The following is a 23,664-nucleotide window of genomic DNA, read 5'->3' as shown; positions in this document are numbered from 1 at the left end:
GGCCCGGTCACGCTCCGGACGGGACGGGACGGGACGGGACGGGGCCGAGGACGCGGTCGTAGCATGTGGCGTGCCGTCAACCATCGGCATCGTACGGTGAATTGAACAACGGGGGATCGTATCCGTGCCGACGCTTCCTGTGACAGCACCCGTGACGGATCTCGTGGTGGTCCTGCCCGGCATCATGGGCAGCGTACTGGCCAGGGACGGGCGCGAGGTCTGGAACCATACGCTCGCGGTCGCCGGGCGGAACGCGCTGGGCGGGCTGAACGAGGTGCGCTCCCTGGCGCTGCCCCCCGACCTCGGGGACGGCGACCCCGGGGACGGCGTCGAGGCCGTCGGCCTGATCAGGGGACTCCACATCCTGCCGGGTGTCTCCGCGATCGACGGCTACGGAACGCTCCTCGCCTTCCTGGAGCGCCGGTTGGGTGTCTGCGCGCAGAACGGCAACCTGCTGGCCTTTCCGTACGACTGGCGGCTCTCGGTCCGGCTGAACGCGCACCGGCTCGCCGCCCGGGTGACGGCCGCGCTGGACGCCTGGCGGGCCCGCACCGGGGACCCCGCGGCGAAGGCGGTGTTCGTGGCCCACTCGATGGGCGGTCTGATCGCCCGCTACTACCTGGACGTCCTGGGCGGTGCCCGCCGGGCCCGCGGCCTCGTCACCATCGGCACGCCCTACCGGGGTTCGGTGAACGCGCTCACCTCACTGCACGGGGGAGTGGCACCGGGGCTGGGCCGTCTGTCCGAGCCGTTCACCCGGCTCGCGCGCTCCCTGCCCGCCCTGCACCAGCTCCTGCCGACCTGGGACTGCCTGGTCGCCGCGGACGGCACCGGGCGCACCTCCCTGGCCGGCCGCCGGATACCGGGGGTGAACCCCCACCTGGCGGCCGACGCCCTGCGGCTGCACGAGGAACTGGACCGGGCCGACGACCACGGCTATCCGCTGCACGTCTTCGGCGGTTACCGCCAGCCCACCCGTCAGTCGGCCCGTCTCACCGGCTCCGGCCTCGACGGCCTGCGCGAACTGGACGGCGCCGACCATCTCGGCGACGGCACGGTTCCCAGGTTCTCCTGCTTCCCGGCCCGGCTGACCGACGACTCCACCGTGCGCTACTTCGCCCAGAAGCACGGCGCCCTCCAGAACGAGCGGGCCCTGCTCAACCAGGTGGAGGCCCTGCTCACCGCCCGCGACCCACGCGAGTTCCTGGACGGCCGCCGGGAGCTGACCGTCGATCTGCCCGAGATCGTCGCCGAGGGGGCGGACTGCCCCATCGCCGTGACCGCCGACGACGACCGGCTCCCCCTGACCGCCGTCGCCGAGGACGCGGAGACCGGCCGGCCCGGGGGTCGCAGGACCCTGCGCAGTGACGGCGACGGTTCCTACAGCACCCGCCTCACCCTCCCGGGCCCGGGGACCTGGCGGGTGACCGTCGGGGATCCGGTGAACCCCGGCCGGGTGCACGAGGTGAGCGGCATCGTCCTGATGGGGCAGCCGTAGCGCGCTTGCCCTTTCCGCCCCCACCTGCGCCGCGCGCGCCGAGGAGGCGGTCGCGCATCTGCCCGCGCATCGCGCCGGATCTCCCGGGCTCGACTCGCGAAGAGTGGAGTCGTATTCCAATACGACGCTTTCCGTCGAAGTAGACTTAGACATATTCCGTAGCGGTCGTCGATGGAGATCTAGGAGAGCGAGTGGAGAAGAGTCTGTCGGCCAAGCCGGACTACGTGGTCGACCGGGACCGGGAGTGGGATCTGCTCGCGGACTTTCTCGCTGACCCGGACCCGGCGATGCGGCTCGGCATCGTGTCGGGGCGGCGGCGGCATGGGAAGTCGTTCCTTCTCCAGGCCCTGTCCGAGCAGGTGGGCGGCCTGTACGTCACAGCGGTACGGGAGGAGGGGCGGCTGCCCGCGATCCAGCGATTCAGTGACGCGGTCGCCACCCACGCCGGCCTGCGGCCGGGGAGTCTGCGTCTCACCGACTGGCGTGACGTCCTGTCCAACGCCCTTGAGGTGAGCGCCCGTTCGTCGCGCCCGCTCCTGGTGATCGACGAACTGCCGTACCTGCTCCAGCACTCGCCTGAAATTCCGGGGCTGTTGCAACAGCTCTACGACGAACGCCAGCGGGGTGCCGGGCCCGGCGCCGGGCCGGGCCCGCGGCTGATCCTGTGCGGCTCGGCGATGAGCGTGATGCACGAACTGCTCTCCGGGACCAAGCCGCTGCGCGGACGCGCCGTGGTCGATCTCCGGCTGGGTCCCTTCGACTACCGGGACAGCCGGGCCTTCTGGCACATCGACGACCCGCTGACCGCGCTGAAGGTGCACGCGGTCCTCGGCGGAGCCCCCGGCTACCGGCCGGTGGCCGCCCGGCCGCATCCGGACGACGGCTTCGACACCTGGCTCACCCGGACGCTGCTGGACCCGGGGCGGGCCGTGTACTCGCGCACGGAGACCGAGTACCTGCTGCGCGAGGACCCGCGGATCACCCAGCACACGCTGTACTACGACATCCTCACCGCCATCGCGCAGGGCGCCACCACCCCCAGCAAGATCGGCGCGGCCCTGGAACGCCCGCGCAACGCCGTCGCTCACCCCCTCGGCGTGCTGGAATCCACCGGCTACATCCAGCGGGAACAGGACATCCTCCGCTCCAGGCACCCCGTCATCACGCTCGCCGACCCAGTGATCCGCTTCAACCAGCTCATCACTCTCCCGCAGGCTGCCGCCGTCGAGCAGGGCTTCGCCGAACAGGTGTGGCAGCAGGCCGCCCCGACCTTCAACTCCAAGATCCTCGGACCGCACTTCGAGGCCCTCGCCCGCGACTTCACCCGCCGCTACGCCCACACCCTGCTGCCCGGCGGGCTACCCGGCCCGGTCGGCACCACCGAGGTCGCCGACCAGGCGGCCCGCACGCGCCATGAGGTCGATGTCATCGCCCTGGCCGCCGGCGAGCGCCCGCAGGCTCCTCGCGCGAGGATCGCGCTGCTGGGCGAGGCCAAGGCGACCGTCGCCCGGCGCGGCACCGCTGACCTGGAACGCCTGGAACGCATCCGTGCCCTGCTCGCAGTTCAGGGGTACGACACCGTTGGCACCACGCTGGCCCTGTACTCCCTGCACGGCTTCTATCCCGATCTGGTGGCCCTGGCCGAGCGCCGGGACGATCTCCTCCTGGTCGATCTGCCCACCCTCTACGGCGGCTGACACGTTGACACCAAGAGCGGCCGGTCCTTTGCATCAGCGTCTGCCATGAGGCATTTTTTGCGCGCTGGTCACAGGGAGGGTTTTCGGATCACATCGCCGCAGGTCAGAGACGTGAAAACCACGGAGACGACCGGGGCCGCCACTTCTGGCCGGACAGAGCGATGAAGGGCGTCTGACCAGGTATTTTGTGATCTGATTGCTGGATCTCGCTTCCTGGATGGCTCCGCCTGCATCCAGGTGTTTCTCACTGCTTCTGCCCGCTGCTGGTCACGCGCTGGTCACGTGGCCCGTGGTTCGGCAGTTCAGCGGTTGCTGTGCCAGGAGCGGCAATCCCGTCGAATCCGTCCGCGGGTTGGGGGTCCTTCCCCGGGTGCCCCCGGCAGGGCTGAAGGCGTCAGGGTGATGATCTCTGACAGGGGGCGGCGAGGCAGAGGCGGATGTGCAGGGGCTGGTCGGGGCCCATATGGAGATCATGCTCGGGGTGCGGTTCCTGGCGGGCGAGTATAGCACCGGTCCGGTGCACGGCGGGCGGGCCGACTCGCTGGGGCGGACCTGAATGGGGCCCTTGGCGCCGCTGCTGAGGGAGACGGCCGACGGCGGTCAGTAGCCGACCGCCCCGCGCGCGGCCGGGCCCGGTCCCGGCGGGCTGCGCCCGGCGGGGACGGACGACCGCTCCAAGGGGTGCGCGAGCCGTGTTCCGCGGGACCGCCCCCGCCCCGCGCCGCCCGGCGGGCGGCCCCGAGGGTCACCCCCCGGAACTCCGCGCCCGGTCCGGAGACGGCGCTGCCTGCCCGGCGGCGGGGTGCGGTGTCGGTGGCGAACCGTAGGGTGTGCCTCATGGGACGGGCGAGAAGCGGAGAACCGAGCGGGAAGGGGCGGAACCCGCAGGAGAGCGGGCCCCGTGAGCCGGGCGGTCCCGGCACACGGGCCGTTCGCAGTGCGCGGTCCGAGATGCTGGCGTTCGCCGGGCACCGGCCGGGACGCCGTCTGCTGAACGCGGGCGGCGCGCGCAGTATGCTGCTGACCCTGCTGGGCGAGTATCTGCTGCCCTGGGGGCGGCCGGTGTGGGCCCGCACCATGATCGGCGCGATGGAGCGGCTCGGCTTCGACGAGACCGCGGCCCGCCAGGCCATCACCCGGGCCCGCAACGACGGCTGGATCGTCACCACCCCGGTGGGCCGCAGGGGCCTGGTCGCACTCACTCCCGACGGTGAGGAACTGCTACGCGAGGGTAGGGACCGGCTCACCCTGTTCGCCGGGCAGTCAGACATCTGGGACGGCAGCGTCACCCTGCTGACCCTCGATACGGCCGGGCTGGCCCCCGCCCGCCGGGACGAACTCCGCAACCGGCTGCGCTGGTCGGGATTCGGCCAGCTCACCCCGTCGCTCCATCTCAGCTTCGCCCCCGGCGCCGAGGGCCAGGCCGTGATCGCGCTGAGCGAACTCGAACTGCGCGACCGTGCCGCCTCCTTCCGAGCCCGGCCCGGACAACTCGGCGACCCCCGGACCCTGGTGGAACAGGCGTGGGACCTGGACGAGATCGCCGAGGCCCGCCATTCGTTCATCACCGAGGCCGAACAAGCCGCCCAGGGCGACGACCCGTTCGCCGCCAGTGCCAGGATCCTGCACGCCTGGCGCCACCTCCCGCTGCGCGACCCCGGCCTGCCCCGCGACTGCGAACCCGCCCAGTGGACCGGTGAGCACCCCGCCGCCGCCTACCGGCGTCTGTCCGCGCGCTTCGAACGGGCCGCGAACCGCTCCTGGGCCCGGCTGGCCGAGGACGACGAACCCGAGAACTGAACCGCGGGCCGCCCCGCCCGGCACCGACCAGAACACGCCACACCCCTTGACGCCCCCACAACCCCCGGTCTAGACAGATACAAGACACATAAGTCGCCTCTATCGAAGTTTGTGTCTCACGAATCGTTCGTCATGACATCGCACGCATCCCACCGTCAGTGCCGACGGAAGCGAGGAACACGATGCAGGAAAACGGGACAGACCATGACGTCGTCATAGTCGGCGCCGGGCCCACGGGCACACTGCTCGCCATCGAACTGGGCCGTCGGGGCATCGACGTCCGGGTCGTGGAGCGCCGCCGGGAACGGCTGCGCCACCCCCGCGCCAGCGGAATCCACGCCCGCACCATGGAACTCTTCCGGCAACTCGATCTCGGCGACGAGATCCGCCGCGCCAGCGGCCTCCCCTCCGACGACTGGAGCCGCTACGTCTACCTGACCCGGCTGAACCGGCCCCCGCTCGGAGTCTTCGACCAGATGCTCAACGCGGACCGCGTGGCACAGGCCCGCGGCCAGTCGCCCGAGATGCACGCCTGGTGTGCGCAGGACAGGCTGGAGGACGTACTGCGCAAACGGCTGCGGACCTTCGCGACCGTCACGCTGGACGAGGGTGTCCGGGCCACCGGCATCACCGAGAACACCGACTCGGTGGAACTCACGCTCGTCGACGAGGCGACCGGCGCCGAGGAGACGGTGAGCGCCCGCTATCTCGTCGGAGCGGACGGCGGGCGCAGCGCCGTACGCCGCGCGGCAGGCATCGCCAGCCAGGAGTCACCGCCCCTCAGCCACCAGGTGAACGTCTGCTTCGAAGCCGATCTCACCCCCTATATCGGCGACGAAGTCGGCGTGCTGCACTGGATCGTCAACCCGGACACCCAGGGCTGTGTCATCACCTACGACGGCGCGCGCCAGTGGGTCTACTCCTGGGAGTACGACCCCGAGACCCTGGCCAGGGACCACTTCACCCCCCAGCGCTGCACGGACGTGATCCGCGCGGCGGTCGGCGTCCCCGACCTGGACATCCGGATCAGGGGCACGTTCTTCTGGCAGATCGACTCGGCCCTCGCCGACAGCTTCGGACGGGGCAGGGTCTATCTGGTCGGCGACGCGGCCCACCGCTTCCCGCCCGCCGGGGGCTTCGGCATGAACAGCGGGCTCCAGGACGTGCAGAACCTCGCGTGGAAGCTCCACGAAGTGCTGCGCGGCACGGCCTCACCCGACCTCCTGGCGACCTACGGCACCGAACGCCGGGCCACCGCGATCAGCAATACCGACCTGACCCTCTTCAACGCCCGCAAGACCGCCGAGGTGGGCTGGATCCTCACCGACCCCGACAGCATCGCCGACATCGAACTGCCCCAGGGAGAGGCCACCCGCCGCCGCATCGCCGAGGCGATCCCGGGCCAGGAGGCCCAGTACTGGTCCTACGGCCAGCAGTTCGGCCGGATCTACGAGTCCGCCGCCGTCGTCCCCGACGGCACACCCCTGCCGGAGCACAGCGTCACCGACTACCGGCCCAGCGCCCAGCCCGGGGCACACGCCCCGCACGTACGGCTGACCGGGCCCGAGGGCAGGGAACTGTCGACCATCGACCTGCTCCACTCCCGCTTCGTGCTCCTGACACCCCCCGCCGGGCACGAGTGGGCCGAGGCGGCCCGGGAGACCGCCCGTCGGCGCGGCATCGCGATCGACACCTACGTCATCGGCGACCGGGGTGACTACACCGACCCGGACGGCGACTGGGCGGACTGCTACGGGCTGGGCGACACCGGCGCGGTCCTCGTACGCCCCGACGGCCATGTCGCCTTCCGGGCCCCGGCCCTCAGCCCCGACCAGGACGCCGCCGTCCTCCTCGGCGATGTGTTCGCCAGACTCTTCGGCACCCACCCGGCCAGGGCACTCGTCAAGGGCTGACCGCACGGGCCCGCGTTCCGCGGTGGAGCGGACCCACCCGCCGCCACAACCGCACGACCAGCACAGTCGTACAGCACACAGAGAAGACACACGAGACAGCGAAGGGAGAACTCTCATGGACATCGACCTGCGGACACCCCACAACACCGCGATCGTTCTCGTCGACTACGTCACCGGCTACGCCAACCTGTTCCGCACCCAGTCCATCAGCGACAACATCACCGGAGCGGTCGCGCTGGCCCGGCTGGCCATCGGGTACCGGATGCCGCTGGTGGTCACCCTCGGCCCCGAGCGCGACGCACGGGGCACGCTCTACCCGGAGTTGGGGGCCGAGATCGGCGACCATGCCCGGGTCCACCGCAAGGGCACCTTCGACGCCTTCGGTGACCCCACGTTCGAGCAGGCCATCGCGGACACCGGCGTACGCCATCTGGTCCTCGCCGGACTCACCACCGAGGGATGCATCCTGCGCACCACCATGGGCGCGCTCCAGCGGGACCTCGGTGTCACCGTCGTCGTCGACGCGACCGCCGGTGCCACCCAGGTCGGCCACGACACCGCCCTCGCCCGCCTGGCCCAGCACGGAGTGGCCCTGACCACCTGGCTCTCCCTCGCGGCGGAGATCCAGGTCACCTACGACGACGAGAGGACCGTCGACATCTACCGGTCCGTCCAGGGCCTCGACCCGTCGTTCGCCAAGAACACCCAGCAGCTCGCCAACGCCATCAGCCTCGGCGCGCGCGGCTGAACCACCGCTCGTTCCCGGGACGAGCCTTTACGGCGTTGCCCCAGACTCGGGGCGAAGGCATGCCCGACGTGCGTACCCTGCTCCTGCTGGAGGCCGCACTCCAGCGGACCCTGTGGCCCACCGAACTCCACAGGCAGATCCGCGGCACGGACGGCCGGGACATCCAGCCCGCGGCCCACTCCCGGGACACCCGCCCGCCCCGCTGGCCCGGCCGGTCACGACCGCGAGGACCCGGGCCGTCATGGGACTCCGGGCCATCGGGCAGTCCCACGCCGAGATCGCCCAAGCACTCGGAATCGCGACACGCACCGTGGGCAAGCGCCTCGCCGCCGTCTACGAAGCGCTCGGGATTCCCCCGGGCGAGTCCTTCGCGCTCGGCGTGTGGTGGGCAAGCAGCGACGAACGTCACCGGGAATGAACCCCTGACCGCTGGCCGGCCATCGAAGGTCTGCCAGCGGCGGGCCCGGCCACGGGTCGATCCCGCCGGCCCCCGACCCCCGGCAGACCGGGTGACCGTGGCCGTCCCGGGGCATGACCCGGGACCCGGGGCTCTCCACAGGCGCGCGGGGAACTGCGCCTGCGCGACCGGGCCGACTGCTTGCGCGGCGAGACCTGGGCGCAGTTCCTCACGATCGCGGTGGAGGTCGGCACCGAACCCGCCAGGCCCGGCCGGCACCGGCCGCTGCCGCCCCGCCACCCGCTCACACCGGAGCCGGCCCTCCTGCCGAGGCCCTGGGCCGGTCTGGTGTGGGGTCGGGCCCTGCTGGGGAACGCTCACGCACATCCTCGTGTCAGGCGTCCTGCGTCAGTGTTCGGAAGGCGTCCGCTGCCAGGTCCCGACCGCCGGAGGCGCTGCTGTCGGGAGTGCCGCTGCCGAGAGAGCCGGGCTGTTCCCAGAGGATGTCGAGTGCCTGGCGGATCGCTGTCCGGAGCGTGCCCATGGCATGGCTGACGTCGGTGTGCGCGTAGGCCCGGCCGAGGAAGTCCGCGTCCTCGTCGTCGAGCCGGACGTGTTCGGTCTCGGCCGCGTACTCGATGATCACGGCCAGTGCCGCCGTGTAGTTCACCGTGGCCTCGGCAGACGGATCGCCCTTCGTCTCCCATCGGTGAATGCTGCCGTCCGAGATCTTCAGGATTCGCTCCAGGGCGCTCCTGGCCAGACCCTGGCGCAGATGGATGCGTTGTGCGTAGGTGACCGGGAGAGGCAGTCGTTGCAGAAGGCTGACTATTTCCGTGCGGATCGTCTCCATGTGGGTGCTCACCTCGGGGTGGGCGAGGGCCAGCCGGAGGAACTCCGCGTCGTCCTCGTGCTGATCGGCCGGGAGCTGGTACTCGGCCAGCACGGCCAGGGCCGCCGCGTAGGCCACGGCGTTCTTGCCCCTCGGGCTGGTGTCGGTCTCCCAACTGGGGATGGTTTTGTTCGAGACTCCCAAGACCCGTTGCAGTGCCGTCGCGCTGATGCGGCCTCGCAGGCGGATGCGCTGGGCGTAGCTGGGGGGAACGGGAGGCGAAGTGGAGGCGGGCTGACGCCGCGTGGTCCGGGCCCGACGCTTCTTGGCCGGAGGGGGCGGCGGGCTGTCGGGGGGTGGGGAGGACAGCGGAGAGGAACGCGGGGTGAAGAGCGGAGAGGACGTCCGGGAGGAGGGCGGGGTGGGGGTGACGTGGGCGGTGCTCTGCGCGGCGGTGCGGACGCGCTTCGATCGGCGGAGGACCGATGCGCTCTCGCCCCGTGGGCGCTTGCGGGCGGGAGGGGGCTCCGCCACGGCAGGGCCGGGGGAGGGTGCCGGAGTTTCGGTGGAGCTGTCGTGCTCCTGCGGATGTGGAGCCTCTGCCTGCTCTCCCTGCTCTTCGAGTTCTTCCAGCCGCTTCCGGATGCTGTCCCTGACCTCTCCCATCCTTGTGCTCACCTGGCCATGGGCGATGGCCTGGAGGAGGAACTCCATGTCCTGGTCCCTCAGATGTTGCTCCGTCGCGTCCACGCCACTCTGATCGGTGCCGAGCCTGTGCTGGACTGCCACGGCCAGGGCCGCGGAGTAGCGCACCATCCGCACGCCCTTGGGATTGCCTTGTGTCTCCCACAGGGCGAGGCTCGTCAGCGGGAATCCGCCGAGGTCTGCGAAATCCTGTCGGCTCAGGACGCCGCGCATGCGGACGCGCTGCTCGTGGGTGGCGGGCAGGGGAGGAGGCAGCAGCACTGCCAGCACTTCCGTGCGGATCTTCTTCATACGGCGTCTGACGTCCCTGTGGGCGAGCGCCTGCTGGAGGAAGGCGGCGTCATCCGGCGGGATGGTCAGCGCGTGGTGCTCGGCGACGACGGCGAGCGCCGCCGCGTAGTTCACCGCCTTCTTCTCGCTGACGGGGCGGCCCGCTTCCCATGTCTTGATGCTGTTGTGGTTGGTGTCGGCCAGGCCGGCGAAGAGGTTTCGCACGATGGGGCCACGCAGCCGGGTGCGCTGCTCCTTCGTGGCGGGGACGGGAACGGCCGGCGATACGCCTCGGAGGGCGGTGTCCCGGGCGGTGCTGGGGGCGGCGTTCGCCGGGATCCTGGGGAGGGCCAGCCAGTGGCCCGGGACGTGGGCCAGCCAGATCTCCCGCGCACCGGCGGTTCCATAGCTGGTGCTGACGACGGGCTGGGCTTGGGCGAGGCTGCCGGGGCTGAGGCTCAGGACGTGAATCCGCAGGTTGAACGCGCGGGCGGCGATCCGCGGGGCGAAGTCGCCCGCCTGGGAGTTCCACAGACCGGACGTCCGGATGACGTGGACGAATCTGGCGTAGGGGTCGAGGTGGGGCATGGACTGGCCGTGGACATCGGTGGGGTCGTCGACGATCAGATGACGGAACGTGGCCCAGGCGCTGTCGTTCCCGTGGTTGTTCATGTCCTCGTCGAGGTCATCGGCGAAGTAGTTCCGGATGTCATTGATCCGCATGCCGGGCGGGATGTTCTCCGGCACGTCGCGTCCCGCCTCGATCAGCGCGTCGAAGAAGCAGTTGCCGCCCGGGGCGACATCCACGAGACGCCGCTCCAGATTCTGCGCTTCCTGCGTCAGAAGCTGCCGCATCATCGCCGCCGAGTCGGTGTCGCTCAGCGGACTGCGAGCACCTGCCGTCTCCGGCGTCCGGTCAAGCCCGTCGTCCTCGGCGGGGTGGAGCGAGGGCGGTGTGTCGGGGAGGAAGAGCGGCTCGGTCTCGGCGAACTCGAACCAGCCGCTGTCGTCCCATTCGGTGAAGGCGTCGGGCAGGGGGGTGGGGTCGGGCGCGGGGCTGGTGCTGGAGTGGGGCGCAATGCCGGGTTCGGGGAGTGGGGTGATGTCGGCGGGGAGGGTGGGGAGGGAGGAAGTGGCGTCGGCGAGAGGGCTGGGCTCGGAGAAGGTGAGGCCGACGTCGAGGGAGAAGGCTGAGTCGAGGTGGGCGGTGGGGTCGGGTGCGGGGGTGAAACCGGCGAGGCCGGTGGTGCCGGGCGCGAGGGTAAAGCCCTCAAAGGCCGTGATGTCGGGCGCAGGGGCGAGACCACTCAGTTCCGTGATGTCGTCGATACCGGAAAGGACGGGGGGAATGGCCGGCTCCGTCATCATGGCCGTCGCCGAGGCGATGTCATGGAGGTGCACCGGTCCCATGTCGTGGCCACCGCCGTCGGGCGCTGCGCTGTCGTAGTGCCGTCCGCGGGTGAAGCCCAGTTCGGTGAGCCGGGCGAACACATCGTCGCGGCGGTCGGCCCTGAACCGGCGTACGGCCAGGTTGAGCGTCACCAGGTCGTACCAGGCGCGGTCGGCGCCGTGGGGGTACCGATGCAGGCCGAGGAAGTCCATGACCAGGGTCATCATCGCCGCGTAGGGTGCCTGGTGGGCCTCCTGCGGATTCCAGAGTCCCCTGTGCCAGTAGGAGACCGTGTCGTAGTCGAATCCCATGAGGCGGTCCAGGGCCCTGCCGGGCACGTCCTGGGTCAGTCCCTGACGCCGGTGCTGCGGAGGGAGGATGAGCACGTACTGCCGGGCGCGGGTGCGGAACACATCCATGAGGGCGCGGATCGCCGGGCGTGAGGTGATGTCGTCATACCAGGTGCGCCCGGTGCTGTCAGCTTCGTAGTCGTAGGTGTCCGCGCCGTGGGCCTCCATGGCCAGGGCCAACGCCGTTGCGTACAGTGTGCGTCCCTTTGCCGGTCCGCCGGGCTTCCGCCATGACTTGAGGGTGCTCTTGGTGACGTCGAAGAGGGCCGCCAGTTGGTCGTGGGTGACGTTGCGGAGCATGGCGCGCTCGTCGCTCGTCTCAGGAAGGGACAGGGCGCTCTGCGCGGTCGGCCCCGCGTAGACCGCGTCCAGGTTCTGGTACGACCACACGGCCTCGTCCGAGTCATGTGCGGCCCTGACCACGGTGGCCCGGGGGGCTCGGTCGGCCGGGGCCGGCGGGAGGCTCCCCGTGGGAGAGGCCGGAGGGACCGAGCCGGGTGGGCCGGGTGGCTCGGGGGCGGCTTCGGCCGGTGCCCAGGGATGGTGGAGAGTGACCGGCTCAGCGTCCTGCCCGCTCCCGGTGGGTTCCGCTCCGGGTGGCGGGTCACCGTCGCCGTGGTTCCCTGGGACGAATCCGAGCTCGGTGAGACGCGTGACCACATGATCGCGGCGCTCGACCCTGCCCGCCTGTACGTCGGGGTTCCGAAGGGTGGTGTTGTACCAGGTCAGCTCGGGTCCGTCGGTGTCGTAGGTGTCGAGACCGAAGAAGTCCATGACGAGGGTGAGCACGGCCACGTAGGTCGCCTGATTGCTGATACCCGGGTCCTGACGACCGCTCTCCCAGCGGGAGACGGTGTTCCTGGCCACCTGCACCAGGCTGTCCAGCGTCACGGCCGACACACCCGAGGCCAGCGTTCGGCGCATGGACTGCGGAGGGAGGACCACGATGTGCTCGTTCGCCCGAGGGAGGAGTTCTTCGATGTACTCCCGTACCGCTCGGTGGCTGATCGCCTGGTCGTACCAGGTGCGCTCGGGGCCGTCGGCGTCGAAGGTGTCCAGCCCGTGCAGGCGCATGATCAGCGCGAACACCGCCACCCAAGGGACGCGTTTCGCCGTGATCTTGGGTCCCGTCGGACTCGACCAGGCGACCACACTGCTCCTGCTGACACCGAGGACGTTCTTGAGCTGGTCCTGGCTGATGTAGCGGAGGATCTTGTCACGGATGGCCCTGGAGGGCATCAGGGAGTCGGGGAGCCGAGGTGGTGACGACGCCGTGGCGCCGCGGCCGGCGGCTCCGTAGGTACGGTTTCTCGGTGGGTCGAGGAGGGCTTCGATGTCGCTGGGCCGGCGGCCGGTGAGGTCGCCCGTGCCGTCGCGGAAGGCGTCGGGGATCGTTCGCCCGTCGGGGCCGAGGATGACGGCACGGGTCAGGACGGGCCAGTGGGGTGGCTGGTCGTCGCTGATCAGGGGGCCCTCGGGGGATTCGGTCTGCATCTCGACCCAGTGCACGCCGGTCTCGGTGCGGTGCGCGGCGAAGGCGTGGCCGGGCCTGTTGTCGTGCTGGATGAGGATCAGGGCGGTGGATCCGGGCTTGGTCGCCGGGTTCAGCAGTACGTCGCGGACCGCGGCGGGTGAGGAGACGGTGGCCCAGCCGGGGCCCGGTGCCAGGCGCCGCTCGGCGTTAGTGGTGCCGGTGAGCAGTCTGGGGCCGGGGCCGTCGTCGAGACTGAGTTCGCGGGCGTCCGCGGCGCTGTCCCGGCCGGTGTCCGTGTCGTCCAGGGCGCGTAGGGGTTGGGCGGCCCGCACCCCGCCACCGGGTGTGCGGGCGGTCTCCGCGGTCGAGGCAGGGCCGGTCGGGGGGTGGAGGTGATGGACCAGATGTCCCAGGAGAACCACGCAGTTGATGGCGCGGAGCGGGGTCGGAGTGCGCGGGTCTGTTGTGCCGGTACCGGTAAGGGCGGTTCGGGCTGAAGGGCCGGGGCTGTTGGATCCCCTCTGCCCGGTGTCGTGTTGCCTGCGGGCGGAGTCGGCGGCGGCGTCGACCGCGGCGCGCAAACGGATCTCGCCTGGAGAGGAAGCCGTCGCAATCGCCTCGGGAGGCGTGTCGCCCATGTCGGTCAGGACGGTGCTCTCCGTGACGGCCGAGTCCTCGGAGTGGTCCGGGTCGATGTCAGTCGGGAGCAGAGGGGTGACGGGCGCACCGGCGTCACGGGCGAGTTGCCCGGGCGAGCCCGTCGTGCCGGTGGCGCGGCCGAAGTCACTGCGTTCGCCCGGCGTGGGCCGGTCGGGATCCCTGCCCCGTCCGCCCGCATCGGGTGTGGTACCCGCACCGGGCGCGAGGACGGCGAAGAGACGGTCGACGGTGCTGTCCGTGGTCGTCGAGGGCACCGGACGGGCCGCCACGACCGTGGGGCCGTTCTGACCGGCCCCCGGAACCAATGCCGTGCCCGGAGACAGGGATTCGCCGGGCCCGAGGTCGGGGGTCCTGGGGTCTCCCGCCCCGTGCCTGTCCGTGGTGAACGGCGGTGTACCGGTGACCTCCGCTCGGGGCAGGGCCGTGGCATCGCTGCCCGGCGGGAGCATGGTGACCGGCGATGGGGCCCGCCCATACTGCCCGGTGACCTCCCCCTCGGCGCCGACGATGGGCTGGGAGCGGTCGGTGATCCCGTTGCCGGAGGCCGGTGCGGGGACGGGGCCCGGTGGCGGAGCACCGATCAGCGGGGCATGCGGCGATGAGGTGTTCGTCATCGGCGTGGGGTTGATGACGGGTAGGCCCGGCACGTCGAAGGTGCTGACACCGCTCAGCGGGCCGGCCACCGAACCCAGTCCCTTGATCGGAGTGCCGTAGCGGTTGCCGGTGACGGTGCTGGTTCCCGGCGGGCTGGTTGTGATGACGCCGGAGTCGGCGCCGCCCGGGACGGCTCGGACCGGGGCCGGGCCATCCGCCGTGTCCGGGGCGACACGGGGTGTGTCGTTGTCGGTACTGGTCGTGGACGGGCGCGCTGGACCCTCCGTCCTGGGGCCCGTGTCCAGGTTCAGCGCGGTGTTCAGGTTCAGGTCCGACAGCCGGTACTTGGCGGCGAGGAAGTCCGCCCCGAGGTTGAGGGCGTCGGCGAAGCGTTCACTGGACATCGAGGTCATGAACACACCACCGCTGACGGTCACCTTCTGCTGGGTGATCCCGTTGTAGACCACCTCCGAACCGACGCCGGTCACGCCGTCCCCGATTCCCTGGAGGGCGAATCCCAGGACATCGCCGCCCCGCCCCCGTGGACCGAACCAGTGCGCCACCCGCTCCGACATGACCCGCACCACATCGTCCCCCACAACCGCGACCGGCAGCCGCCCGTCCCGCAGCACCGACCGCAGCGCGTCCCCCATCCCGTCCCGGTCCAGGTGCAGAAGGAACGCGCCCGCCCAGTCCTCACCCAGCTCCCGCGCGGGACCGTCACCGCCCATGTCGCCACCGAACCGGCGCGCGAACACCTCCCCCGTGCCCTCGATGAACGACCGGCCCGCGGGCCCCGGATCACCGCCCCGCGACAGCCCGTCCACCACCCAGGACACCTGACCGGACAAACCCCGCGCGAACGCCCTGTCATCGCCCCCGATGCCGGTGAGGGTGTTCCCGGTGAACCCGCCCGGGTCCTGACCCGGTCGGGGCCGCGGGACCGGCTTCACAGCCGGACCGCCCTCGGACCCGTCCCCGGCGCCCCTGCCCCCAGGACCCCCCGGCCGCCCGGACAACGCGTTGTCCAGCTCCCCGGACAGACGGTCCCCGGCATTGCGTGCCGTCCGCTTCATCAGGTTCTGCGCCAGCCAGGACGCGCCGAACTGCACCGGCACCGCCACGAAGGCGGCCACCGCCCCGAACGCGGCAGCCTGCACAAGGTAGTTGCTCCCCTGCACGGTGTGTCTGCCCTGCCGGGCCAGTGTCCACTGCGCCAGCCGGTCCATCGCCACCGCCAGCCCGACCTGAAGCACCTGCTGCTCCGCGATGGCCAGGAGCACCCTGAACACCAGGCTGGTGAGGATCTTGCCGTAGACGTTGCGCAGGAACGCCTGACGCAGCAGTGCCCCCACCGGGTTGAAGAGCGCCATGACGAACGTCGCCGCGAACTCGACCAGGAACATGCCGAGCTGGAACACGATCATCAGGTTCATGTACTCGACCTGGTAGGCCGACTCCTCCATGGCGTCACCCAACTGCCCGGCCGCGTCCCTCAGCCCCGCCAGCACCGCCTGGCCGTCCGGGTGGGCCAGGGTCAGCATCGCCTCGTGGTACGCCTCGCTGAACGTCCCGTTCGACTCACCCGCCACCGACTGGGCCACCCGCACCAGCAGCGCCTGCACCTCCGCGATCCGGGCCTCCAGCTCACGCTGCGGCCCCACCAGATGGGCGCGCATCAGCTCCGGGTCGGCATCGGGCATCTGCTGTCCGGTCAGCACGAGAAACAGACCGTTCAACTCGTCAGAAGCCATTCAGATGCCCGATTCTTCTGTGCGCCCTGTGCCAGAACGGCTCCAAGGCGACGAGTCGTCGCCACTGTTCACACCGGAGACGCAGGGCTCCCGTCTGATGAGGGCAGGGAACCTGCGTGAGCGGGCACGGGCGGCGGCGACGGGGCGGAACGTCAGCCGTATTGCCTCGCGCCCACGGTGCCGTGAACATGAACATCCTACGAGGACTGTTCCCTGCCCCCGATCACCGGGCCAGCTCCTGGCTGGCGCAACCGGCTTCGTCCTGCCCGGCGTTCCGGGCGGCACCCGGGCGGCACCGAGAGAACCATGAGCGCAGAGCGTACGGATGCCGACTCGCCAGGTCGTTCGCACAACTCCCCGAGGATCGACGAGGCAATGGCGGAGCGATCGGGCAGCCCCGCTTGTGCCTGACACGCACAGCGCTGCGGGTTGCGAAGCGGCAGCCGGCCGCATGCGCAGGACGTACGGCCCTCATGGTTCACGGCTGTGCCTGCGGCTCCGTACCACCCGGGCCACGCCCGCATCCGGCTATGCATGGCCACGGTCACGGCTGTGACACCTGGCCGGCTCGGGCTCATCTGCGCGGTGAACGGAAGCATCCCGATGGGTGGACAGCGCCAGGATTCGCCCGGCGGGGGCATGCTTCAGGCCCCTCGCGGCAGTTGAGCAAGAAGCCGCGACGAGTGGATTTTCACCGCAGCGGTATGTCAACGTACAACACTCCTGACGTGAATCCCCGCTGATCTCCCGATGCCTCAACGGCACGTGCTCTCCCGCCGATTACGGCCACTGGCGGTTGCGGCCGTGCACTCCTGGAAGCTGAGGCAGAACCGTGCGGCGCACTTACCGCCTGCGGGCCTTTGCATTTCTGTACGCGCGATGCGCCGCTGTGGACGACATACACGGCGACGGGCATACGGCGCAGCGAGGCCCTGGGAATGAAGTGGAACCTCATCCACTGGGACGACTGCGCCGTCGAACTGGAGTGGGTCGTCGTCGAGGTCGGCAACAAGAGCGTTCTGCGGCGCCTGACCAAGGACGGGGACGACAACGCGCTGATCTATGTCGACCAGGCGCTGATGAGTGTTCTCAAGGTCACTCCCGGCGGACCGCAGGACGCGGGCCAGGTCAGCGCCCGGTGGCGGAGAACGTGCGGCACCACTCGCCGGGCTACACGATGGCCCAGTACGGGAAGCGCCGCGCCGCAGGGGCCCGCAGGCTGGCCGCCGGGACCGCCGAGCGCATCGGTCTGGGGGGCATCGCATGACGCCGTTCCGCGTGCTGGTCACGCGCTGGTCACGCGGAGGGTTTCCGCATGACATCGCCGCAGGTCAGAGGCGTAAAGACCACGGAGACGACCGGGGCCGCCACCCCCCACAGGAGAGGCCCCGGCCGTCGCGCGGTACGGGCCGCGCGGCGACCCGTACTCCCTTCAGCGCCATCGCCGCGATTTGTGTCACACCCCCTCTCGTCACGAGTTAGTTGCATCTTCGACGGTCATGGACGGAGAACGGTTTCAAGACGTAACGTGCCATTCGCGCCGATCGCCGAGGACCGCAGACCGAGGACCCTCGCAACCGGCCGGGGTCCCGTACCGAGGCCACCCACCGACCACCACGACGGCAAGCACCCGCACCGCCGCACCCACCGCGCTCACCACGCGGGCGGCGGAACGGGGCCAGGCGCAGAGAGGGCGCGCGTGTGCTGGGGGACGACGCCGAGCTGACGGCCGCCGTGCTTGCGGCACAGAACGGGGACGAGACCGCGTTCCGGACTGTGTACCGCGCGGTGCACCCACGGCTGCTCGGATATGTACGCACCCTCGTCGGCGAGCCCGACGCGGAGGACGTGGCCTCCGAGGCATGGCTCCAGATAGCCCGCGATCTGGAACGGTTCAGCGGCGACGCGGACCGCTTCCGCGGCTGGGCGGCCCGGATCGCCCGCAACCGTGCCCTGGACCACATACGCATGCGGGGCCGCCGCCCCGCGACCGGCGGCGACGAGGCCGAACTCACCGGCCGACCCGCCGACTCCGACACCGCCGGCGAGGCCATCGAGGCCCTCGCCACCCACCGCACCCTCTCCCTCATCGCCCGGCTGCCGCAGGACCAGGCCGAGGCCGTCGTCCTGCGGGTCGTCGTGGGACTCGACGCCAAGACCGCCGCCGAGACCCTCGGCAAGCGCGCGGGCGCCGTCCGCACCGCCGCACATCGCGGACTGAAACGGCTCGCGGAACTGATCGGCGACGATCCGGAATCCGCCGAAGCCCTTGACGCCCTGCCCGCCCAGCGGGAACCGCACGATCATGCGGTGACGTCCGCGAGTGTGACGCATTCGCGATCGCGGACGCAGAAGGACATGTGATGGCCGACGAGCACCACCGATGGCTGGACCGTGAGACGGCGGAGCGTCTGCTGCGCGGGGAGCCACCGGAAGCTCTCGACGACGACGCCCGCGACCGGGCCGACCGGCTCGCCCAGGCACTGGGCGCCCTCTCCGCACCGCCGCCGCCCCCCGCCGGTGAGGAACTCCCCGGTGAGGCCGCCGCGCTGGCCGCGTTCCGCAAGATCCGCGCCGAGCGCGCCGATCTCGGTGAGGCGGGCTGTCCGTTCACCGGCGACCTCTCCGCCCCCCGGACCTCCGACGCCGGGCTGATCCGCATCGGCGGTCGCGCACCCCGCCGGACCGGCGGGGCCCGTCCGTTCCGGGGTCGTCAGCTCCGTGGCCGTCAGCTCCGGGTCGGCCTCGCCGCCGCGCTGGCCGTCGTGATGATCGGCGGGATCGCCGCCGCCACCGGAACCGGAGTGCTGCCGACCCCCTTCGACGACGAGTCCCCCCAGGGCCCCGCCGCGTCCGCGCCGGTCCGGCCGCCCACCGGCACCTCCGCGCCCTCCCCCACCCCCGGCGAGGGGGACACCGAGGGCGGCGCGGCCCCGGGCGGCGCCCTCGTCGGCGGCTCCGCCGCGCCCCCCTCCGCCGACACCCCCGCCGCCGGTCCGTCCGACCCCGTCGAGCCCTCCGCCCCGTCCACGGCCGTCTGGAAGGACGCGGCCAAGGCGTGCCGTGACCTGAACAAGGGCAAATCCCTGGACGACGACCGCCGCCGCGCCCTGGAGGGCCTGGCGGGCGGCGCCGCACGGGTGGCCGACTTCTGCCGGGTGATGACCTCGCCGGGCAGCAGCGGCAAGGACAACGGCAACAGCAAGGGCAAGGGCAGCGGCAGCGCCACCGGGTCGGGCGTCGAGGGGCAGGTCGAGGGCAGTGCGACGCCCAAGAGCGGCAAACCCGCGAAGCCGCCCAAGTCGGTGAAGCCGGTGAAGCCGGTGAAGCCCACGAAATCAGCGAAGCCCGCGAAGTCTCCTAAGCCCGCCAAGTCCCCCAAGTCCCCCAAACCCTCCAAGTCCGCCAAGCCGCCCAAGTCCCCGAAGGCGACGGACGCGGACGACGAGGACGGGCAACCGGGGCTGGGACTGGGCCAGGGTCAGGGGCACGGCTGGGGGCAAGGGCACGGCCGGGGTCAGGATCAGGGCCAGGGCCAGAATCAGGGCTGGGGCAACGGAAACGGCCGTGGCGACGGGACCGGCCGTGGTGACGGAAGCGGGAACGGAAACCCCCATGGCCATGGTGACGGCAACGGCCGGCATCAGTTCCAGGAACGTTCCCCCGCCCCCGCTGTGACCCCCGCTGTGACACTTTCGGCCGGTGTGGCGCAGTAGTAGGTGAGCCGACTGGTCATCGGCCCTCTGCACAGTGCCGGGGTTCCCCCCGTACCTGCGGCACGTGCACTCGGCGCGGGCGGGACACGTTCCCCCGGTCCCGTCCGCGCCCCATCCTCATCGCCCCCGGCGGACGCCGCCCGCCGCCCTCACCAGTGGACGACGACCTTGTCCCCGTTCCGCACCTGGGTGAACAACTGGGCGAGCAGGTTCTCGTCCCGGACGTTGACGCAGCCGTGCGAGGCGCCGGCGTATCCCTTGGCGGCGAAGTCGGCGGAGTAGTGCACGGCCTGGCCGCCGCTGAAGAACATCGCGTAGGGCATGGGGGAGTCGTAGAGGGTCGAGACATGGTCGCGGGACTTCCAGTAGACCTGGAAGACGCCCTCGCGGGTCGGGGTGTACTCGGAGCCGAACCGCACCTCGGTGGTGGCGAGGGTGCGGCCGTCCACCATCCAGCGCAGGGTCCGGCTGGACTTGCTGATGCACAGCACCCGGCCCGTCGTGCAGCGCGGGTCGGGGGCGTCGGCCTCCTGGCCGCCCATCAGATACAGGTCCCACCGGCCGGGGTCCTTCGTCATCGCGCGCAGCCGCTGCCAGGTGACGGTGTCGGTCTCGCCGGTCCGGGGCAGCCCCCGCTTGCCCTGGAACCCGGCGACGGCCCGCTCGGTCAGCTCGTCGTACGTCCCGGTCGGCCCGTCGAACAGCCAGGCGACCTGGCGCAGCCGGGCCTGGAGTTCGCGGACGTCCCGGCCGGTGTCGCCCCGGGTCCACAGCACCGGGGCGCGGGAGGGGGTGGAGGCAGCCGAGGGGCTGGGGCTGGGGCTCGGGCGGGCGTCGTCGGGGGCGTCGATCCGTACCGGCGGGGAGACCGGTTTGCCGTCGGCGTCCGTCGTCCGGACGGTGCAGGCGGACCCGACCGCCATCAGCACCGCCGCCGGGGCGAGCAGCGCCCACCCCCTGCCGTACCTCCGCATGCGCGGTCCCTCCGCTCGCTCCACTGCCTCGGCCGTCCACCCGGGTGTTTCCGGGTCACCTGTGATGTTCCCCGCGCACGACAGGTCACGAACGGCACGGCATGGTGGGGAGCGGGAGGAACCACGCTTCTGGCGGGGTGGGCGGGGCCGGTGGTCGGCGACGGCGGAAGGCGAGGGACGGGATGACGGGACGTGAATCGGAGGCCGGGCTGCCGATCGAGCCGGTGTACGGGCCGCGGGCGCTGACCGGCTGGGACCCGGCGGAACGGCTGGGCGAGCCGGGCGCGTACCCCTACACCCGGGGCATCCACCCCACGATGTACACCGGCCGCCCCTGGACCATGCGCCAGTACGCGGGCTTCGGCACGGCGGCGGAGTCCAACGCCCGCTACCGGCGGCTCATCGAGCACGGCACCAGCGGGCTCTCGGTGGCGTTCGACCTGCCCACCCAGATGGGCCATGACAGCGACGCCCCGCTCGCGCACGGCGAGGTCGGCAAGGTGGGGGTGGCCGTCGACTCGATCGAGGACATGCGGGTGCTCTTCGACGGCATCCCGCTGGGCGAGGTCTCCACCTCCATGACGATCAACGCCCCGGCGGCCGTGCTGCTGCTCCTGTACCAGTTGGTGGCGGAGGAGCAGGGCGTGCCGGGCGACCGGCTCACCGGCACCGTCCAGAACGACGTACTCAAGGAGTACATCGCGCGGGGGACGTACATCTTCCCGCCGCAGCCCTCGCTGCGGCTGACCGCCGACATCTTCGGCTACTGCCGGACCGAGCTGCCGCGCTGGAACACCATCTCCATCTCCGGCTACCACATGGCCGAGGCGGGCGCGTCGCCCGCGCAGGAGATCGCGTTCACCCTGGCCGACGGCATCGAGTACGTCCGTACGGCGCTCGCCGCCGGGATGGCGGTGGACGACTTCGCGCCCCGGCTGTCCTTCTTCTTCGTGGCGCGGACGACGCTGCTGGAGGAGGTCGCGAAGTTCCGGGCGGCGCGGCGGATCTGGGCGCGGGTGATGCGGGAGGAGTTCGGGGCGCGGGACCCGAGGTCGCTGATGCTCCGCTTCCACACCCAGACGGCGGGGGTGGAGCTGACGGCCCAGCAGCCCGAGGTGAATCTGGTGCGGGTGGCGGTGCAGGCGCTCGGCGCGGTGCTGGGCGGCACCCAGTCCCTGCACACCAACTCCTTCGACGAGGCCATCGCGCTCCCGACCGACAAGGCCGCCCGGCTCGCCCTGCGCACCCAGCAGGTGCTGGCGTACGAGACGGATGTGACGGCGACCGTCGACCCCTTCGCGGGCAGCTACGCCATGGAGAGCCTGACGGACGCGATGGAGACGGCGGTGCGGGAGCTGATGGGGCGGGTGGCGGACCTGGGCGGGGCGGTGGCGGCGATCGAGCGGGGTTTCCAGAAGAGCGAGATCGAACGCAACGCCTACCGCATCGCCCGCGAGACGGACACCGGGGAACGGGTGGTGGTCGGCGTGAACCGCTTCACCCTGGACGAGGAGGAGCCCTACACCCCGCTCCGCGTCGACCCGGCGATCGAGACCCGCCAGCGCGCCCGCCTGACCCGCCTCCGGTCGACCCGGGACGCCGCCGCGGTGCGCTCCACCCTCACCGCCCTCACCTCGACGGCCGAGGGCACCGACCACAACGTCCTCTACCCCATGAAGGAGGCCCTGCGGGCGGGGGCGACGGTGGGGGAGGTGTGCGGGGTGCTGCGGGGGGTGTGGGGGGAGTATGCGCCGGGCGAGCGGTTCTGAGGGGCTGGCCCGGTCAGTCCACCGCCCTCCGCGCGCGGCGGATCGCGCGGCTGAGCAGGGGTGGCAGCAGGTCGTGGGCCAGGCGGCGGGCCCGGCCGCGGGGGCGGCGGGGTGGGGTGGCCGTGGCGGGGCGGCGCTGCTGGGGGAGGGGGTCGGGGGCCGGGGCGGGTACCGCCGGGGCGTGGCGGGACGGGGGGAAGCCGGGGGCGGGCATGCCGCGCCGGGACTTGAGGCGGACGAGGCGGTGCCCGGCGGCGTGCTGGACGCTCAGGTCGCAGTCGTCGCGGTCCCGGACCATCGCGATCAGCTCCTCCTGGACGGGCCCGGGGTCGCCCCAGGTGCCGTACAGCTTCTGGGTGGTGAGGCAGATCGGGCGCAGTCCGCGGCTGAGGACCGCCTCCCAGGCGGCGACGGAGACGCCGGGGGTGTGCTCGGAGCGGAAGTCGTCCAGGACGACGATCCCGTCGGGGAGCAGGACGTCCCGGGCGGCGCCGATGTCGCCGTGGACGTGCTCGTAGAGGTGGGAGCCGTCGATGTGGACGAAGCGGCAGCTCGCCGGGGCCACCTCGCCGGGAACGAGGGAGCTGGGGCCCGCGAGGACCCGGGGGAGTTCGTCGTGGAAGGCGAGGTAGTTGGACTCGAAGGCGCCCCGGGTGAGCGCGCCGTAGGACTTCGCGGACTCGGCGCGGTTGGCGCCGTCGGGGGCGTCGCCCTCGAAGAGGTCGCAGACGGTGTACGCCTCGCCGGGCTGCCGGTGGTGGCCCAGGAAGATCGCGCTCTTGCCCAGGAACACCCCGACCTCCAGCAGATCGCCGCGCGGCCCCGCGTTCCGCTGCCGGTCGAGGAACCAGGCGAACAGCGTCTGGTCGAGGACCGGGAACCAGCCCTTGATGTCGTCGAGGCGGTGGGGTGGTGTCTGCGGGGGGACGGTGTGGGGGGCTGTGGTGGTGGTCATGGAGATCGGTACTTCCTCGTGCGTGGGTGCGTGGGTGCGTGTGAACGCCGGTGGATGCCGGTGAACGCCGGTGAATGCCAGTGGATGCCGGTGAATGCCGGTGAATGCCGGTGGATTCTCAGCCACTGCCCCGTCAGTTCACCGCAAACCGACCCGTGGATGAACGGC

13 protein-coding genes are annotated in these 23,664 nt (G+C 71.5%); 10 read left to right on the top strand and 3 right to left on the bottom strand.

Translation table 11 applies throughout. The annotated features are described in order from the left end of the window. Positions 1–124 precede the first annotated feature (124 nt). From AB0O01_RS12080 to AB0O01_RS12055, 6 genes are all read left to right on the top strand, one after another. Positions 125–1,498, top strand: coding sequence for a hypothetical protein (locus AB0O01_RS12080; RefSeq protein ID WP_365312624.1), 1,374 nt, complete (start codon positions 125–127; stop codon positions 1,496–1,498). Between the two features lie 191 nt (positions 1,499–1,689). Next, a complete protein-coding gene (locus tag AB0O01_RS12075) occupies positions 1,690–3,195 on the top strand; it encodes an ATP-binding protein (RefSeq protein ID WP_365312622.1) in 1,506 nt (501 codons plus the stop codon). A gap of 837 nt (positions 3,196–4,032) precedes the next feature. After that, positions 4,033–4,995 (top strand): PaaX family transcriptional regulator C-terminal domain-containing protein, encoded by a 963-nt coding sequence (locus tag AB0O01_RS12070; RefSeq protein WP_365312620.1) that lies wholly within the window; start codon positions 4,033–4,035, stop codon positions 4,993–4,995. Positions 4,996–5,177: 182 nt separating this feature from the next. Then, on the top strand, positions 5,178–6,908 hold the full coding sequence (locus AB0O01_RS12065) for an FAD-dependent monooxygenase (RefSeq protein WP_365312619.1): 1,731 nt from the start codon (positions 5,178–5,180) through the stop codon (positions 6,906–6,908). Positions 6,909–7,023: 115 nt separating this feature from the next. Beyond that, positions 7,024–7,656, top strand: coding sequence for an isochorismatase family protein (locus tag AB0O01_RS12060; protein ID WP_365312617.1), 633 nt, complete (start codon positions 7,024–7,026; stop codon positions 7,654–7,656). Positions 7,657–7,768: 112 nt separating this feature from the next. Continuing rightward, entirely contained in the window at positions 7,769–8,074 is a 306-nt protein-coding gene (locus AB0O01_RS12055) for a LuxR C-terminal-related transcriptional regulator (protein ID WP_365312615.1), read from the top strand. A gap of 373 nt (positions 8,075–8,447) precedes the next feature. On the opposite strand, the gene AB0O01_RS12050 is transcribed toward AB0O01_RS12055, so the two are convergent. Continuing rightward, positions 8,448–16,082, bottom strand: coding sequence for a hypothetical protein (locus AB0O01_RS12050; protein ID WP_365312614.1), 7,635 nt, complete (start codon positions 16,080–16,082; stop codon positions 8,448–8,450). Positions 16,083–17,020: 938 nt separating this feature from the next. Between AB0O01_RS12050 and AB0O01_RS12045 the strand changes: the two genes are divergently transcribed. From AB0O01_RS12045 to AB0O01_RS12035, 3 genes are all read left to right on the top strand, one after another. Further along, the gene (locus tag AB0O01_RS12045) at positions 17,021–17,401 is read left to right on the top strand and encodes a hypothetical protein (RefSeq protein WP_365312612.1); all 381 of its coding nucleotides are present in this window, start codon (positions 17,021–17,023) and stop codon (positions 17,399–17,401) included. 382 nt (positions 17,402–17,783) lie between these two features. Continuing rightward, positions 17,784–18,446: an RNA polymerase sigma factor gene (locus tag AB0O01_RS12040; protein ID WP_365312611.1), complete on the top strand. Its 663-nt coding sequence runs from the start codon at positions 17,784–17,786 to the stop codon at positions 18,444–18,446. Next, positions 18,446–19,798 (top strand): hypothetical protein, encoded by a 1,353-nt coding sequence (locus AB0O01_RS12035; RefSeq protein WP_365312610.1) that lies wholly within the window; start codon positions 18,446–18,448, stop codon positions 19,796–19,798. Before AB0O01_RS12040 ends, AB0O01_RS12035 begins: the two co-directional genes overlap by 1 nt. Before the next feature lie 149 nt (positions 19,799–19,947). On the opposite strand, the gene AB0O01_RS12030 is transcribed toward AB0O01_RS12035, so the two are convergent. Further along, positions 19,948–20,772 (bottom strand): L,D-transpeptidase family protein, encoded by an 825-nt coding sequence (locus AB0O01_RS12030; RefSeq protein ID WP_365312609.1) that lies wholly within the window; start codon positions 20,770–20,772, stop codon positions 19,948–19,950. A 182-nt stretch (positions 20,773–20,954) separates the two neighbouring features. On the opposite strand from AB0O01_RS12030, the gene AB0O01_RS12025 reads away from it, so the two are divergent. Beyond that, the gene (locus tag AB0O01_RS12025) at positions 20,955–22,541 is read left to right on the top strand and encodes a methylmalonyl-CoA mutase family protein (RefSeq protein ID WP_365312607.1); all 1,587 of its coding nucleotides are present in this window, start codon (positions 20,955–20,957) and stop codon (positions 22,539–22,541) included. Between the two features lie 13 nt (positions 22,542–22,554). Here the strand turns inward: AB0O01_RS12025 and AB0O01_RS12020 are convergent, their stop codons facing one another. Beyond that, positions 22,555–23,496 carry a class I SAM-dependent methyltransferase gene (locus AB0O01_RS12020; protein ID WP_365312605.1) on the bottom strand — a complete coding sequence of 314 codons (942 nt, stop codon included), beginning with the start codon at positions 23,494–23,496 and terminating at the stop codon, positions 22,555–22,557. Positions 23,497–23,664 lie beyond the last annotated feature (168 nt).

Source organism: Streptomyces sp. NPDC093252 (assembly GCF_040683675.1).
Lineage (GTDB): Bacteria > Actinomycetota > Actinomycetes > Streptomycetales > Streptomycetaceae > Streptomyces.
Note: the sequence above shows the minus strand (reverse complement) of the source record. Positions and strands in the feature narration are given on the sequence as shown.